Genomic DNA, 15,526 nt, shown 5'->3' with positions numbered 1-15,526 from the left:
AATCTCGCGCTTACTTGAACGCGAGGAGTTGCTCGACACACAGCAGCACGGCAATCAGCACCATCGCCGCGCCCGAAACCTGGCTCACCCTGCGCGCGACGCTCGGACGCGTGCGCAAAACCACCTTCGAGCCGAGTCCGACGACCGAATAAACCACCGCGCAATTGACCATGTGCAGCAGGCCCAACGCGCCGATCTGCACCGGGATCGACCACGCGTCGGTGGCACGCGTGAATTGCGGCAGCAACGCGAGAAACAGCAGCAGCGCTTTCGGATTGAGGCCGCTCACCGCGAAGCCGCGGATGGACCAGTTCAACGCCGCGTCGGATGCGCGCTCGGCCGCTACGGTCGGCACCGCCGGGCGAGCAAGAATATTGCCGCCGACCCACAGCAGATAGCCCGCCCCGACGAACGTCAACACGGCCAGTACCGCTGGCGCCTTGGCGACTAGCGCGCCGACACACGCCGCCACCACCACGGTGATCGCCAGATAGCCGGACAACATGCCCGCGATGGCCGGTGCAATCGCCCGCTCGCGCAATCCGGCCGAGATCGCGTACGCCCAGTCGGCGCCGGGTACCAGCACCAACGAAAAGGACACGAGCCAAAAGGCCGTCAACAAGCTCACTTCCACAGCCTTCTTCTCCCCGACCAGCATGATTTGGACGGAGGGAATGTTACGGCTTTGGCTGTCGAAGGTGCTCCCTCTTTCTTGCTGCTGCTACGCGGTCTGCGCTAGAATTTTCCACATGGATGAAATCGACCGCAAGATTCTTGCTGAATTGCAGCAAGATGGACGACTGACCGTCACTGAACTCAGTGAGCGGATCGGTCTTAGCCTTTCGCCTTGCCAGCGGCGTCTGCGGGCTTTAGAGAAAGCAAAGGTCATCAGCGGCTATCGCGCGGTTATCGATCCGGCAACGATCGGTCTGAACTTCTCGGCAATCGTGTTCGCGACGTTACGGGAAGGCAGTAGCCAAAACATCGAATCTTTCGAACGCGCGCTGTCGGACATCCCGGAGATCACGCGGGCGGAGCGCCTGTTTGGCGATCCCGATTACATGCTGCACGTCGTCACTCGCGATCTGAAGGCGTTCCAGGTGCTTTACGACCGCTATCTGTTGACGCTGCCCTGCGTGCTGCGGCTGTCGTCGACGCTGGTCATGAAGAGCATTTTCGAGGATCGGCCGCTGCCGTTGTAGCGCAGCGACGTCACGCCCGTTTGCCTGCGGCATTGTGATCCACCGCGGCAAAAAGCGCCCCGGCCCACTTCCCGATACACTACGCAACAATTTTTCCGCGCGCGACCCGGCGCGGCGACCACCGCCGCTTCCGCGCCGCCGCCGTCTCATCTCAGGATTCCGGTAATGAAACGCGTAGTCGTATCCGCGCTCGTCGCGCTGTGCGTCGCGCAGCCGGCCACTCAGGCCGTCGCGCAGACCGTCAGCAATCAATGTTTCGCGCTCGGCGATATCGCCGGCCAGGTCGCGTCGTGGCGCGCCCACAAGAAGACCAAAGCTCAGGCGCTCGACCAGGCCGCCCGCTACTACAAGGACCCATCCGACCGCGCGGCCGTCAATGCGATCATCGAAAAGATCTACCGCCCCGACGCGCCTCACATGACGCCCGATCAGGCGAGCATGGCGATCACGTCGGAGTGCGTGAACCAGCACAAGGGGCAGGCAGCGCCGGCACAGTAATGCCGGCGTGCCGCCCGCGACGCGTCAGCGCCGCCGGAATGCATCCAGCGACGACAACGCATTGCCGTGGAAATCGAACAGCGTGTTGTTGTCCCACTGATCGCCGGCGCCGACTTTCCAGCCGACGTTCGGCGTCGGAATCCACTCCGGCTCCCACCAGAACACGCCCTTGCCGTGGCCGTCGGGGATCGCCTTCACGATGTCGGTCACCGCGCCGAGGAACTGCGCCTGGCCAGCGGGCGTCTGCGGATACGGCGAGGTGCCGACGTTGGTCATCGAGTCCGGTTCCGAATCGCCGTCGCTGGTCGTCCACGGATACGCGGTCTCGACGACGATCACGTCCTTGTCGTAGCGCGTCGCGAGGTCGTTCACATTGCCCTGCAGGTCGCTGAATGAGCCCTGCCACTGCGGGTAGTACGACAGGCCGATCACGTCGAAGGTGACGCCGCGCTGCGTCATGCTGTCGAACCACCAGCGGCTCGTCGCGTTGTTGCCGCCGCTGTCGATGTGCAGCATCACCTTGATGCGCCCGTCCACCGATTTGACCGCGTCGTGCCCGGCCTTCAGCAGCGCCGCGAGGTTATCGAGCTGATCGTACTTGCCGAGCGGCCACAGCATGCCGCCGGTGATCTCGTTGCCGATCTGCACCCACTCGGGATGCACGCCGTCGCGCTCGAGCATCCGCAATACGTTCGACGTATACGCGGACAGCAGCGCGCAGGTCTCGGTGATGTCCTTGCCGGCCCAATCGTGCGGTGGATACTGCTTGCCCGGATCGGCCCACCAGTCGCTGTAGTGGAAATCGATCAGAATGCGCAGGCCCAGCGCGGCGGCGCGACGCGCGAGGATGCGCACGTGCCCGGCATTATTCCAGCCGGCTGCAGGGCTCTGATTCGCCGGAAAGAAGTCGGGATTGCCAGGATCGTTCCACACCTTGATACGGATCGAATCGACGCCGTGACGCTTCAGAATCTGCAGGCAGTCGTGTGCCTCGCCATGCTCGTAGTACTTCGCGCCGTTAGCTTCGAGTTCGAGCAACGTCGACACGTCCGCGCCTAACGCGAGGCGGTTCGGAAGCGCGGGCGCGCCCGGCGAGGCGGCGCTCTGCTCTCCAGCCGGCCCTGTCTGCCGGCCGAGTTCGGCCGCCATAGCGGGCGCGCCGACACCGGCGCCGACACCCGCCGCCGCAGCGGCGCCCGCGAGCCATCCCAGCATCTCTCTTCGGTTCATCCGTCATCCTCCATCGATTAGTCGCGGCTCCTGGCGGGCCGCCCGGTCCTGGTTTGATGCGTCCGTATTGCAACCTTCGAGTGTTGAACTGCGAGTTTCAAACTGCTGTTACCGCTTCCTCCCCGGTTTAGTTCGTGACTACTGTGACAACCGCACCACGTCACGCGTCTTTCCACACGCAAACGTCGCCGGTATTCAGGCGCGGCTCGCCGAGCACGAACGTCGCATGGCGCGGCGCCGGCACCTGCACCGGTTGCGCGCCGAAATTGAATGCGAAGGTCAGGCCGCCCCGGCGGCGCAGCCGCAGTCCGTCGGCGAGCACCTGCGTATCGAGGCCGGCGTCGTGCGCCGCCTGCCGCAACACCGTGCGATGCAGTTCATGCGACAGCCAGCCGGCCACATAGCGCACGTTGCCGTACGTCAGCAGCGCGGGCCACGCGTCGTCGAAGCGCGCGGCAATGCGTGTCTCGCCATTGGCGCGCACATGCTCGCGCCAGTGCAGCGCGTGACCCGCGGTGCCGTCGAGCGACAGCGCGGGCGCGAGCGTCGAGCGCAGCGTTTCCACTTCGAGCACCTGGATCGGCAGCACACGCTGCAGTGCGCCGGGCGGCAGATTGCCCGGAATCGCGAACGCGTCGGTTTTCGAGCCGCTGCGCGGGCCGAACACCCATTGCGCGTTCGAACGCGTGATCTGCTCGACGAGCGCGGCGTCGATCACCGCGAGACTCGGCACCACGACTAGCTGATAGCCTGAAAGATCTGCCCGGCTCGACACGATATCGACATCGAGCCCGAGCTCGCGCAGCGACTCGTAGTAGTCGAACGCGAGCGTCTGGTAGTCGAAGCCCTTGCCGTGACGCTGGATGTCGAACATCCACTGCGTCTCATAGTCGAATACCAGAGCGGTGGCCGCTTGCGCGGGCGCGGCGAGCGTCGACAGCGCCGTACTGCCCGCGATCTCACGCGCGGCCCGTTGCACTTCCAGCCCCCCCGGCGACAGTTCGTTGTTCGGCAGATTGAGCCCGGAATGCATCTGCTCCTGCGCATACGGGCACTGGCGCCAACGGAAATACGACACCAGCTCCGCACCATGCGCGAACGCCTCGTATGCCCACAGCCGCACCATGCCCGACGCCGGCACCGGATTCCACGGCGCCCAGTTCACCGGACCAGCCTGCTGCTCCATCACCCAGAAGCGCCCGCCGCCAATGCCGCGGTAGCGGTCGTGATCGAACGCGGACACATCGGGATGCCCTGTGCGCGCGAAGCGCGCCTTCTGCTCCTCCGGCAAAGCGATCGATTCGGTGCGCGCGATCGGATAGCTGTCCCATGCGGCGATGTCGATCGCGTTATCGGCGGCGAAGCGATAGTGATCGAAGGTCGTGAAAAAGCCCATGAAGTTGTGCAGCAGATCCGCGTTCGGCGCATGCTCGCGCAACACGTCGATCTGCTCGCGATGGAAGCTCGCGACCTCGTCGGACATGAAGCGGCGGAAGTCGAGCAGATGGATCGGATTGGCGTCGGTAGGCGTCAGCGTCGGCAAGCCGATCGCGTCGAACGACGGGTACTCCATGCTCCAGAACACGTTGCCCCACGCGTCGTTCAACGCGCCGATCGTTGCATAGCGCCGTTGCAGCCAAGCGTGAAAGCGCTGCAAAGTCGCGGCCGAATAGCTCGGCACCGTATCGTGGCAGCCGAGTTCGTTATCGGTCTGCCACGCGACGATCGACGGATGCCGCCCGTAGCGCTGCGCCATCGCGGTGACGATGCGCACGCATTCGCCCCGGTACGTGTCGCTCGAAATATCGTAGTGACGCCGCGAGCCGAAATTCCAGCGCGTGCCGTCCGCGCGCACCGGCAGCACGTCCGGATGCGCGTCGACGAGCCACTTCGGCGGCGAAGCGGTCGGCGTGCCGAGCACGAGTTTCAGGCCCGCTTTGGCCAGCGTGTCGACGGCTTCGTCGAGCCATTGCCAATCGTATTCGCCGGCGCGCGGCTCCATCCGGCTCCACGCGAATTCGGCGATCCGCACATGCGTGATGCCGAGTTCGACCATACGTTGCGCGTCGTCGGCCCATATCGCGCGCGGCCATTGTTCCGGGTAGTAGCAGACACCAAGTTGCATGTGAAAGTCTCGTGGTGAGTTGACGTCGAGCCGTCGTTTCAATCGTGTTTCAAGCGCCCGTTAGCCCTTGCTCGCGCCGAACGTGAGTCCAGCGACGAAGTGCCTTTGCATTCCGAAGAACATCAGCACCGAAGGCAATGCGGCCAGCACCGAGCCAGCCGCGACCAGGTTCCACGCGGTCGTCCATTGCCCTTTCAGCGCGGCGACGCCCACCGTGATCGGCGCGGCGTCGTCGCCTTGCGTGAGACACAGCGCCCAGAAGTAGTCGTTCCATACGAACGTGAACACGAGGATCGCGAGCGCGGCGAGCGCGGGGCGGATCAATGGCAGCACGATGCGCAGATAGATCGTCCATTCGCTCGCCCCTTCGACGCGCGCTGCCTCGATCATCTCGAACGGCAGCTGCTTGATGAAGTTGCGCAGAAACAAGGTGCAAAAGCCGGTCTGGAACGACACATGAAAGATCACCAGCGCCCACACGGTGTTGAACAGACCGAACTTCAGCGCCATGTCGCGCACTGGAATCATCAGAATCTGGATCGGCACGAAATTGCCGGCGACGAACGCTAACAGCACGGCCGTGTTGCCCGGAAAGCGATACGTCGCCAACGCGAAGCCCGCCATCGACGCGAGCACGATCGCGCCGATCACCGACGGCACCGTGATCAGCACGCTATTGGCGAAGTAATGCAGCATCGGCGTTTGCGTCAGCGCGGTGCCGTAGTTCTCCAGCAGCGCGAAATGTTTCGGCCACGTCCAGTAGTCGCCCTGCGACAACTCGTCCGTCGAGCGGATCGAGGTCAGCAGCACGGCGAGCATCGGCAGCAGCCAGATAAACAGCGCAAGCGGCAGCGAGGCCTTGTAAAGCCTGCGATTCAGCGGTTTCCAGCGTTCGACGGGAAGCGGATACATGAGCTGGTACTCCTGACGTTCACAGAATCAGCGTTCCTCGCGCAGCATGCGGCGCAGATGGAACACGATATAGACGAGCATGATTGCGAATAGCACGACCGCGATCGCGGCCGAATAGCCCTCGCGGTAGTACTTGATCGCCTGGTCGTACATGAAATAGGCGAGCACGGTGGAACTGTCGAATGGGCCGCCGCCGCTCATCACCGCGATCAGATCGAAGCTGCGCAGTGCGCCGATCACGGTCAGCACCACCGCCATGAAGGTGGCGGGCCGCAGTTGCGGCAGGATCACGTGCCACAGCAGTCGCAGCCCTTTCGCGCCTTCCATGCGCGCCGCGTCGACCACCTCGGGATTGATGCCGGTGAGTCCGGTCAGATACAGGATCATGCAGAACGGTGCCTGCGGCCACAGCGCGGCGAAGATGATGCCGAACGTGACCGCGTGCGGATCGCCGAGCACCGGAATGCCGCGACCGACGATCAACCGCAGCAGCCCAAACGTCGGATCGTAGAACCAGCTGAACACAAGGCCAACTACGACGCCCGACAGCACGAACGGCGCGAAAAACAGCGACTTCACGACCCGCATCCCGCGCACGTGCTGGTTCAGATACAGCGCGAACAGCAGACCGAGAGGCGGCGCGAGCAGAAACAGCGCAAGCCAGATCAGATTGTTCTTCAGCGCCGTGTAGAACGTATCGGACTGGAACAGCTCGACGTAGTTCGCAAGACCCGCGAAGGTCTTCGGTGTCATGCCATCCCAGTTGTAGAAGCTCAGCGAAATGCTGCTGATGATCGGATAGATCACGCACAGCGTGAACAACGCACAGCCGGGCAGCAGAAAGAAAAACGCGGCGCGATGCTGATGACGACGCGTCGTCGACACGCGACGGTGCCGCGCCGCGGGCAGGCGGCGCGCTGCGGTATGAGACATGGAACGGCCTCGTCGGAAATCGAAGGCGGAATTGACCCGGAAGTGGGACCCAGAAGCGGGACTCGCAATCCGGCCGCGCTCACGCGGCCGGCGCCGTGGGACTTACTTCTGGTAGATGCGCTTGCGGGTCGCTTCGAGATGAGCGAGCACGCTGTCGAGTTGCGACGGATCGCTGTAGAACTGCTGCATGGCCTTCATGCCTTCGTCGGCCATTTCCTTCTGCATGTCGCGATCGTAGAACTGCGCGATGCCGCCCTTCGTGTTCGCGAGCGTCTGGAAGCCGACCTTCGAGATCGCATCTTCAGGCGGAGCGGCCTGGCTGTTCGACGGCAACTGTCCCCAGCCCTTCGCGAGTTCCGCGTTGATCTTCGGCGTCTCCATGAACGCGAGCAGCTTGCGCGCGTCGGCCTTGTTCTTCGCTTTCGCCGGAATCAGCAGCACGTTGACGGGACCGTCCTCGGCCATCGGCACGTTGGCGTCGATCACCGGGAAGCGGAAGAAGCCGATCTGATCCTTGATCGACGGCGGGAAGCTCGCCGAGAAGAACGTGCCCATCAGCATCATCGCGGCCTTGCCGTTGTTCAGGATCGGGCCGATCGAATCGACGTCGTACGACAGCGCGTTGTCGATGAAGTCTTTATTGTCGAGCAGCGTCTTCCACGTCGTGTAGACCTTCTTCACGCGCGGATCGGTGTACGGGATTTCGCCGGCCATCAACTGCTGATGAAACTCGTTGCCGTTGATGCGCAGATCCAGATAGTCGAACCACGCGGCCAGCGTCCAGCTATCGCGCGCGGCCACCGCGATCGGCGCGACGCCGATCGCCTTCAGCTTCCTGTTGGCTTCGAGCAGTTCGTCCCACGTTTTCGGCTCGCTCCTGATGCCGGCCTTCTCGAACAGATCCTTGCGATAGAAGAAGCCGTACGCGTCATAGCCGAGCGGTGCCGCATACTGCTTGCCCTTGTACGTCGATGCGTCCTTGACCGACGCATACTGCTGCGACCAGCCGTTCTTCGCCCAGTCCGAGCTCAGATCTTCGAGCAGACCGCGTTGCGCGTAGTAGGCCATCCGCTCGCCGTCGTGCCACGACACGACATCGGGCGGATCGGTGGCGAGCCAGCCGCCCATCTGCACCTTGTACGCTTCCTCGGTCACGTAGGTGATTTTCAGGTCGATGTCGGGATTGGCTTTCTTGAACTGATCGAATGCGTCCTGCCAGGTCGAGCGCTGATTACCGCGCGCCGATACGTTGACGTTCAGCGTGGCCGCGTCGACCACGGCACTGCCGAGCGCGCCGGCTACCACGGCGGCGGCGATCGACACCTGTGCAAGACGGCGAAGGCGAAGAGCGATCATCTGTGTCTCCTTGTCTACCTTGTTGACCGGCTACGCAGCGTGGCCGGCGATGTAACCCGCTCTATGGCGGAATTCGATCAGGCGGCCGCGCGTTCCGGTTCGAACGTGCTACGCCGCAACGCGAGTCCCTGTTCGTCGAACAGATGGCAAGCAGCGGGCGGCACGTGAACCCGGATGCGTTCGCCCGCGCCGAGCGGCGTATCGCCGGGCGCCTTCGCGATCAGCGTGCCGCCCGCATGGTCCGCGTGGATATAGCTGTGCTCACCGAGCCGTTCCGACAACACGGTCGCGCAGTGAATGAACTGTTCGTCGCCGTCGAGCCGCAGATGCTCCGGGCGCACGCCGAGCGTGACGCGCTGGCCGCGTTGCAGCCGTTCTCCATCGACGTCCGCGACGAGCCTTTGCGCGCCCGCCGCCAGCGCCACTGTCACGCGGCCCGGCTCGATCAATTCGACGATCGCATCGATGAAGTTCATGCGCGGCGAGCCGATGAAGCCCGCGACGAAGCGCGACTTCGGATGGTGATACAGCTCTAGCGGCGCACCGCTCTGCGCGATGCTGCCGAAGCGCTCGGCGTCCGCGCCCGCATGCAGCAGCACGATGCGATCGGCGAGCGTCATCGCTTCGACCTGATCGTGCGTGACGTACACGACGCTCGCGTTCGCGAACCTCTGATGCAGACGCGCGATCTCGACGCGCGTCTGACCGCGCAGCGCGGCATCGAGATTCGACAGCGGCTCGTCGAACAGAAACACGCCCGGCTCGCGCACGATCGCGCGGCCAATCGCGACGCGCTGCCGCTGACCGCCCGACAACGCTTTAGGATGCCGGTCGAGCAGGCTTTCAAGTTGCAGAATCCGCGCGGCTTCGCGCACCTTGCGCTCGATCACGTCCTTCGGCTGCTTCGCGAGCTTCAATCCGAACGCCATGTTGTCGAACACGGTCATGTGCGGAAACAGCGCGTAGCTTTGGAACACCATCGCGACGCCGCGCTCGGCGGCCGGCACGTCGTTGACGAGTCGTCCGCCGATATGCAGCTCGCCTTCGCTGAGGTCTTCGAGACCGGCGATCATCCGTAGCAAGGTCGACTTGCCACAGCCAGACGGACCCAGGAACACGCAGAACTCATGCTGCGCGATCTCCAGATTCACGCGCCGGACCACCGGCGGATGGTCGCCGTAGGCCTTTTGCACATCGCTCAAAAGAATCGTCGCCATGCTGTCTCCGCCTCGATTTAACCGCTTAAATTTTTGCCGAAATAAAACGCCCGGACCTTGTGCGGGCGGCATTTAATCGCTTAAATGCGAGTTCGACGGAAAAAGTCATCGCAGGTGTCTCCGTTACGTTTTTGAGGAAGTTAGCAATGTCGCCGGTCGTTTGCAACATTTGAATTGACCTCCCTACATCTGGGATAACCCAACATGGTCACGTTGTCCGAAGTCGCGAAACGCGCGCAGGTTACCGCCGCCACCGTCTCGAACGTGCTGCGCAATCGCGAGAAAGTCCGACCTGAAACGGCTGAGCGCGTGCTGCAGGCGATAGCCGAGCTCGGCTATCGGCCGAACCTTAATGCGCGCGCGCTCGCCGAAGGCCGCTCGTCGACGCTCGCGCTGATGTTGTCGAACATTTCGAACCCGTTCTATCCGGAGTTCGTGCTCGCCGCCGAGCGCGCGGCGCGCAAGACCGGCCATTTCCTGATGGTTTGCAATACCGACGACGACGCCGAAATCGGCCGCGCGTATCTGAACCAGATCGCCGGCACGCTCGCCGACGGCGTGCTCGTGATGAACACCGACATCACGATCAACGACCTGTGGGCATCGGCGACGCATAGCGCGCCGATTCTGCTCGCGATGTGGGAGCACCCGGAGTCGCCGCCCGCGTTACCGTGCATCGCGGTCGACTTCGCGCGCGCGGGCGAATTGGCCGCGCGGCATCTGCTCGGACTCGGCCATCGCGAGATCGGCTTGCTGATCGGCGACGGTTGCGGCGGTTTGCAGGACGCGCGCTCGAACGGTTTTCGGGCGGCGATGCGCGCGGCCGGCATCGAAGCCGACGCCGCCGCGGTGCTGCAGATCCGCGACTCGATCGACTCCGGCTTCGCCGCCTGCATGGAGCTGATGGCGAACCGCCCACAACTGAGCGCGATCTTCGCGACCAACGACCTGCTCGCGATCGGCGCGATCCAGGCGTTGATCACGCTCGGCCGCTCGGTGCCCGACGACGTGTCGGTGATCGGCATCACCGACATTCAACTCGCGCATCAGGTGCATCCCGCGCTGACCACGGTCGCGATTCAAACCGCGGCAGTCGCGGAGTTGTCGATCCAGAGTCTGATCCGTCTGATCCAGACGCCGGAGCGGCAGCCGTCGATGGTGCTCGGGCCGCCGCCCGAGCTGGTGGTGCGCGCTTCGACCGGGCCGCGCAGGAAACGCTGACGCGCGTTAGCTAACTCGCTCCATCGCCATCAGCGTGACGATACTTTCCTCGCGTCTGTCCATTCATTCGACGATGTTGAAATCGGCAACATACTTGTCGCTCAACTCGATGCCAAGGCCCGGCACGTCGTCCGACAGTTGCAGATAGCCATTTTCCGGTTGCGGCTCGCCTTCGAAGATGTAGTAGAACAATTCGTTGCCCACTTCGACGTCGAACACAGGGAAGAACTCGGACATTGGACTCGCGGTGCTCGACATCGTCAGATGATAGTTGTGCATCTGCCCCGCGTGAGGGATGACGGGCACCGACCACGCTTCGGCCATCGCATTGATCTTGCGCGCCGCCGTGATGCCGCCCACGCGATTCGTGTCGTACTGGATCACGTCGATCGCGCGGCGTTCGAGCAGATCCTTGAAGCCGTAGCTCGTGAACTCGTGCTCGCCGCCCGACACCGGCATCAGGTTCATCTTCTTCAACTCCCGATAGCCTTCCACATCGTCGCCGATCACCGGCTCCTCGATCCAGCGCGGATTGAATTCGGCGAGGCGCGGCAGCATTCTGCGCGCGTATTCGAGCGTCCAGCCCATATAGCATTCGAGCATGATGTCGACTTCGTCGCCGACCAGTTCGCGCAGCAGACGCACCTGTTCGATGTTTTTCGCCATGCCTTTCGGGCCGTCTTTCGGGCCGTAGCCGAAGCGCATCTTCATCGCGGTGAAGCCGCTGTCCAGGTAGCCTTGTGCTTCGCCGAGGAACGCATCGCGGTCGTCGTTGTTATAGAGCTTCGACGCGTAACACCAGATCTTTTCTTTCGTGCGGCCGCCGAGCAGCTTGAACACCGGCTTGTTCACGGCCTTGCCCATGATGTCCCACAGCGCGATATCGATCGCCGAGATCGCCGCCATGCCGATGCCTTTGCGGCCCCAGGCAAGCGTGCGGCGATACATCTTCTGCCAGATGTACTCGTTGTCGAACGGATCTTCGCCGATCGCGATCGGCGCAAGGTATTCGTCGACGATCTGCTTCGCGATGCGCGGCGCGAGCGCGCAATTGCCGATGCCCACCGTGCCGTCGTCGCATTCGATTTCGACGACGAGCCAGCCGTGAAAGCGAAATGAACCCATCGCGTCGCCGCGCTCGTACAGAATATCGACCGCGTTCGTGCAGAAATGCGCTTGCGGCGGGACGACTTTGCCCTTCCACTCGAAAACACGTGTACGGATATGCGTGATCTTCATGTTCGACGATTTCCTTCTGAGAGTCGGTGAGTCAGTGGCCCGTGCGCTCGCCGAGCGGGCCGTTGCGATGAGAGATGGAACTGGAAGCGGCAGCGGACGTGAAGCGAAACGTCAGCAACAGCAATGCGCCGATCAGGCCGACCACCGCGAGCGAGAACATCCCCGCCTGCGACGAGCCGATCGCGCGCTCGGCGAGCCCCTTCAGGTTCGGTGCGACGAAGCCGCCGAGATTGCCGATCGAATTGATCAACGCGATGCCGCCCGCGGCCGCGGCGCCGCCCAGATAACCGGTGGGTAGCGTCCAGAACAGCGGTTGCACGCAGACGAAACCGATCGCGGCGAAACAGAACGCGGCAATCGCCAGCGTCACCGAAGACGTCATCGCCGAAGCGGCAATGCCGAACGCCGCGAGCGCGAGCATCGCCGCGGCCCAGATACGGTGATGACCGTGACGGTCGGCGTAGCGCGTCACGCAGAACGTGCCGATGATCGCGGCGATCCACGGAATCGCGGTCAGCAGACCGACCTCGACGCCGACGTGGCCACCGCTCGCAAGCCCGGCGATGCGCGTCGGCAGATAGAACACGACACCGTACACGCTCATCTGCACCGCGAAGTAGATCAGGCCGCAGAACAGCACGCGCGAATCGCGCAGCGCCGCCAGCACCGAAGCCGGACCGTGCGCGAGCTTCTGGCGGTCTTCCTGGCGCAATGCGTGATCGAGCGCATCACGCTCATCGGCATCGAGCCAGCGCGCCTCGACGGGCCGGTCGGTCAGATAGAAGTAAGCCACGACACCCACCACCGACGCCGCCAGCCCTTCGACGACGAAGAGCCACTGCCACGGATGCATGCCAAACGGATTGCCCGCATCGAGCAGCAGACCCGATATCGGGCTGCCGAGCAACAGCGCGAGCGGGAAGCCGAAATAGAACATCCCCATCGTCTGCGAGCGCGTTTTCGCGGGAAACCAGTTCGACAGGAACAGGATAATGCCGGGGAAGAAACCGGCTTCGGCGATGCCGAGCAGCGTGCGCAGCACATAGAAGCTCGTGGCGCTGTCGACGAAGGCGGTGCACGCGGACACGATGCCCCACGTGACCATGATGCGGCTCATCCAGACGCGCGCGCCGAAGCGGTACATCAGCAGATTGCTCGGCACTTCGAACACCGCATAGCCGACGAAGAAAATGCCGGCGCCGAAGGCGAACGCCGCGTCGCTCAAGCCGGTGTCGGCCTGTAGCACGTTCTTTGCGAAGCCGACGTTCGCGCGGTCGATAAACGCCAGTACGTACATCAGGATCAGAAAAGGCAGCAGCCTCGTGCGCGCTTTGGCAATCGCGCTGTCGAGCGCGGGGCTCGCGGTCATCGTCATGCGTCGTCTCCAGTTTGGTCTTGTTAGCGCGAACGGCGTCGCGATTGCCGTTCTGCGATAACCGCTAGTGTGCGAAACTATCCGATAACTGACCACTGAATAAATCGAATCGGCCGATTCCTTAAAGTTATCGCTCATGATCCCGCCCGCCTCCACCATTCGCAAGCGTCTGCGCCTACGGCATCTGCAACTGATGGTCGCGCTGTCGGAAACCGGATCGCTGCGGCGCGCCGCGGACGATCTCGCGATGACCCAGCCCGCGGCGACCAAGGCCTTGCAGGAACTCGAAGACACGCTCGGCGTATCGCTGTTCGTGCGACATGCGCGCGGCATGGAGCCGACGATCTTCGGCGAGGCCGTGATGCGCTATGCGCGTGTCGTGTTCGAGGATCTCGACGAGTTGCGCGAGGAGTTGGCCGGCATCGAGGCCGGCGACATCGGCAAGGTCCGCATCGGCGCGGTGATGGCGCCGTCGCCCGAACTGCTGACGCACACGATCGTCAAGCTGAAGGAGGCGCATCCGCGCCTGCAGATGGCCGTCACGATCGACACCAGCGACGTGCTGGTGCAGTCGCTGCAACAGGATCAGCTCGACATCGTGATCGGTCGGATTCCAGATGGTTTTCCGGCACTCGATTTGAGCTTCGAGACGTTGGCGGAAGAGGCGCTGTCGATCGTCGTGCGGCCCGATCATCCAGCCGTCAAAACAGGCAAACAAACGGGCACGCGGCCCAAGCTGGCGGACCTTGCACGCTATCCGTGGATCATCCAGCCGCATCCGAGCCCGATGCGCCAGGTGATCGATCAAACGTTTCGCGAGTCGCGGGTCGCGCCGCCGGTTAGCACGGTCGAGACGTCGTCGATCCTGACCACGCTGTCGTTGCTGCGCGATTCGGACATGCTCGCCGTGCTGCCGAGTTCGGTCGCGCAGTACTACGTCGCACTCGATGCAATCGCCGCGATCGCGACGCCGTTGCGCGGCCGGCTCGCACCATATGGGCTGATTCTGCGCAGAAACCGGCGCGTCACGCCGGCGATGCAACTGGTCATCGATTCGATTCGTGCGGGGTGAGGGGTTCTGTGAGGCGCAATTCGCCGCTCGTATTCAGGCTCGCAAGATTCGGGGGAGGGAGCCGGCTTTGATACAGCGAACACTGCGGTTTTCAATTTCATCCTTCGCCCATAGCCAACAGTCAACTGTCACGTTAGCTTCGGGGTTCCCGTTGTGGGGATTCAGGAGCCATATATGCCCAAACACCGTCGGAACAACGCGAACGTAGGCGATGCCTATGTTTCCAACTTCATTCGTGACCACCTTTGCACCGCGCAGAATATACAGCGCATATACGGAATACCAGCAGGTGTGGTCCTTGCACAATCCGCGCTGGAAAGTAACTGGGGGAGGACCGTCAGGGGCAATGCATACTTCGGTATCAAAGGCCGCGCACCAAATGGACAAAGTACAACGTTCGGTACCCATGAAACCGTAAACGGCGTATCCGTCGCAACCACGGGCACCTTCAGGGCCTATAGCAGTTATGACGAGGCCGCGGAGGATTACGCCGCCATGCTCGAACACAACGCCCGCTTCCGCTCCGCTTTCCTCCATGTTGACAGCATTGGATTCGCTACTGAAATAGCCCGCAACCACTACGCGACCGACCCTCAGTACGGCGCTAAATTGATCAGTATCATTCAATCACGCAAACTTGACCAATATGACGTTCGGTGAACCAGCCAAAACCATGCGGGCAAGAATGGTGACCTTCGCCCTGCTGCTCGCCGGCGCGCATGCAGCGGCATCGGCGCAGGCGATCTCCACCGCGGATCAGGCTGCGGAGCGAGCAGCGAAAGTCACCCAATCGCATCACCTCTCCTCCAACCGAACCCAATGCCTGCTATTCGACGTCTCGGATGAGAAGAACTATTTCATCGTCGGGGTTCACGAGAACCATACGCTCGAATGCGGTGGCGATCCGAATACGGCGCCAGTGCTCTTCTTTCTGAAGATACGCAAGCGAGATGGCTATGTCGTCACCAACCGACGTGACGGCGAACATTTCGTACCGCTTCCGCGCAAACCGTAACACCGCTCCCGCCACCACTGCGTTGGTGGGAGCGCACGGTGTCTCCCCTCCCGTGCACAGGTTATGCTCGCCCCTTCCTGATCGCAGCAGTTAGCTGACGAGCATCGAGACCCTGAGAGCGAGCAGGATCA

At 62.9% G+C, this 15,526-nt stretch carries 16 protein-coding genes; 6 read left to right on the top strand and 10 right to left on the bottom strand.

Translation table 11 applies throughout. The features are described from left to right. Nucleotides 1–10 precede the first annotated feature (10 nt). On the bottom strand, nucleotides 11–658 hold the full coding sequence (locus QFZ94_RS12025; protein WP_429457076.1) for a LysE family translocator: 648 nt from the start codon (nucleotides 656–658) through the stop codon (nucleotides 11–13). A 91-nt stretch (nucleotides 659–749) separates the two neighbouring features. Here QFZ94_RS12025 and QFZ94_RS12020 point away from each other — a divergent pair, with 91 nt between their 5' ends. Both QFZ94_RS12020 and QFZ94_RS12015 read left to right on the top strand, forming a co-directional pair. Then, on the top strand, nucleotides 750–1,202 hold the full coding sequence (locus tag QFZ94_RS12020; RefSeq protein ID WP_429457073.1) for an Lrp/AsnC family transcriptional regulator: 453 nt from the start codon (nucleotides 750–752) through the stop codon (nucleotides 1,200–1,202). 165 nt (nucleotides 1,203–1,367) lie between these two features. Beyond that, nucleotides 1,368–1,700: a hypothetical protein gene (locus QFZ94_RS12015; protein ID WP_176120664.1), complete on the top strand. Its 333-nt coding sequence runs from the start codon at nucleotides 1,368–1,370 to the stop codon at nucleotides 1,698–1,700. 24 nt (nucleotides 1,701–1,724) lie between these two features. Here the strand turns inward: QFZ94_RS12015 and QFZ94_RS12010 are convergent, their stop codons facing one another. The 7 genes from QFZ94_RS12010 to QFZ94_RS11980 all read right to left on the bottom strand — a co-directional run bounded on the left by QFZ94_RS12010 (nucleotide 1,725) and on the right by QFZ94_RS11980 (nucleotide 9,642). After that, nucleotides 1,725–2,930, bottom strand: a complete 1,206-nt coding sequence (locus QFZ94_RS12010; RefSeq protein ID WP_429457071.1) for a glycoside hydrolase family 53 protein — start codon at nucleotides 2,928–2,930, stop codon at nucleotides 1,725–1,727. A gap of 160 nt (nucleotides 2,931–3,090) precedes the next feature. After that, nucleotides 3,091–5,055, bottom strand: a complete 1,965-nt coding sequence (locus QFZ94_RS12005) for a beta-galactosidase (RefSeq protein WP_429457069.1) — start codon at nucleotides 5,053–5,055, stop codon at nucleotides 3,091–3,093. Between the two features lie 60 nt (nucleotides 5,056–5,115). Further along, nucleotides 5,116–5,967: a carbohydrate ABC transporter permease gene (locus QFZ94_RS12000; RefSeq protein ID WP_410849857.1), complete on the bottom strand. Its 852-nt coding sequence runs from the start codon at nucleotides 5,965–5,967 to the stop codon at nucleotides 5,116–5,118. A 27-nt stretch (nucleotides 5,968–5,994) separates the two neighbouring features. Next, complete coding sequence (locus QFZ94_RS11995; RefSeq protein ID WP_429457067.1) at nucleotides 5,995–6,900, bottom strand: carbohydrate ABC transporter permease; 906 nt, start codon at nucleotides 6,898–6,900, stop codon at nucleotides 5,995–5,997. A gap of 102 nt (nucleotides 6,901–7,002) precedes the next feature. Further along, nucleotides 7,003–8,256, bottom strand: coding sequence for an ABC transporter substrate-binding protein (locus QFZ94_RS11990; protein ID WP_368586629.1), 1,254 nt, complete (start codon nucleotides 8,254–8,256; stop codon nucleotides 7,003–7,005). 77 nt (nucleotides 8,257–8,333) lie between these two features. Next, complete coding sequence (locus QFZ94_RS11985) at nucleotides 8,334–9,473, bottom strand: ABC transporter ATP-binding protein (RefSeq protein WP_429457064.1); 1,140 nt, start codon at nucleotides 9,471–9,473, stop codon at nucleotides 8,334–8,336. 25 nt (nucleotides 9,474–9,498) lie between these two features. Further along, a complete protein-coding gene (locus QFZ94_RS11980) occupies nucleotides 9,499–9,642 on the bottom strand; it encodes a hypothetical protein (protein ID WP_429457062.1) in 144 nt (47 codons plus the stop codon). Between the two features lie 35 nt (nucleotides 9,643–9,677). On the opposite strand from QFZ94_RS11980, the gene QFZ94_RS11975 reads away from it, so the two are divergent. Beyond that, a complete protein-coding gene (locus tag QFZ94_RS11975; protein WP_429457060.1) occupies nucleotides 9,678–10,694 on the top strand; it encodes a LacI family DNA-binding transcriptional regulator in 1,017 nt (338 codons plus the stop codon). Nucleotides 10,695–10,757: 63 nt separating this feature from the next. Here QFZ94_RS11975 and QFZ94_RS11970 read toward each other — a convergent pair whose 3' ends face one another. Both QFZ94_RS11970 and QFZ94_RS11965 read right to left on the bottom strand, forming a co-directional pair. Continuing rightward, nucleotides 10,758–11,933 carry an L-rhamnonate dehydratase gene (locus QFZ94_RS11970; protein WP_429457058.1) on the bottom strand — a complete coding sequence of 392 codons (1,176 nt, stop codon included), beginning with the start codon at nucleotides 11,931–11,933 and terminating at the stop codon, nucleotides 10,758–10,760. A 31-nt stretch (nucleotides 11,934–11,964) separates the two neighbouring features. Then, the gene (locus QFZ94_RS11965) at nucleotides 11,965–13,308 is read right to left on the bottom strand and encodes an MFS transporter (protein ID WP_429457056.1); all 1,344 of its coding nucleotides are present in this window, start codon (nucleotides 13,306–13,308) and stop codon (nucleotides 11,965–11,967) included. Between the two features lie 136 nt (nucleotides 13,309–13,444). On the opposite strand from QFZ94_RS11965, the gene QFZ94_RS11960 reads away from it, so the two are divergent. The 3 genes from QFZ94_RS11960 (at nucleotide 13,445) to QFZ94_RS11950 (ending at nucleotide 15,395) form a co-directional block, all read left to right on the top strand. Further along, a complete protein-coding gene (locus tag QFZ94_RS11960; protein ID WP_410849852.1) occupies nucleotides 13,445–14,380 on the top strand; it encodes a LysR family transcriptional regulator in 936 nt (311 codons plus the stop codon). Between the two features lie 174 nt (nucleotides 14,381–14,554). Further along, a complete protein-coding gene (locus QFZ94_RS11955) occupies nucleotides 14,555–15,040 on the top strand; it encodes a glycoside hydrolase family 73 protein (protein ID WP_429457054.1) in 486 nt (161 codons plus the stop codon). Then, nucleotides 15,018–15,395, top strand: coding sequence for a hypothetical protein (locus QFZ94_RS11950; RefSeq protein WP_429457052.1), 378 nt, complete (start codon nucleotides 15,018–15,020; stop codon nucleotides 15,393–15,395). Before QFZ94_RS11955 ends, QFZ94_RS11950 begins: the two co-directional genes overlap by 23 nt. Nucleotides 15,396–15,526 lie beyond the last annotated feature (131 nt).

The organism is Paraburkholderia sp. JPY465, from assembly GCF_050436725.1.
Classification (GTDB): Bacteria; Pseudomonadota; Gammaproteobacteria; order Burkholderiales; family Burkholderiaceae; genus Paraburkholderia; species Paraburkholderia youngii.
The sequence above is the reverse complement of the archived record's forward strand: the minus strand, read 5'-3'. Positions and strand labels throughout refer to the sequence as shown.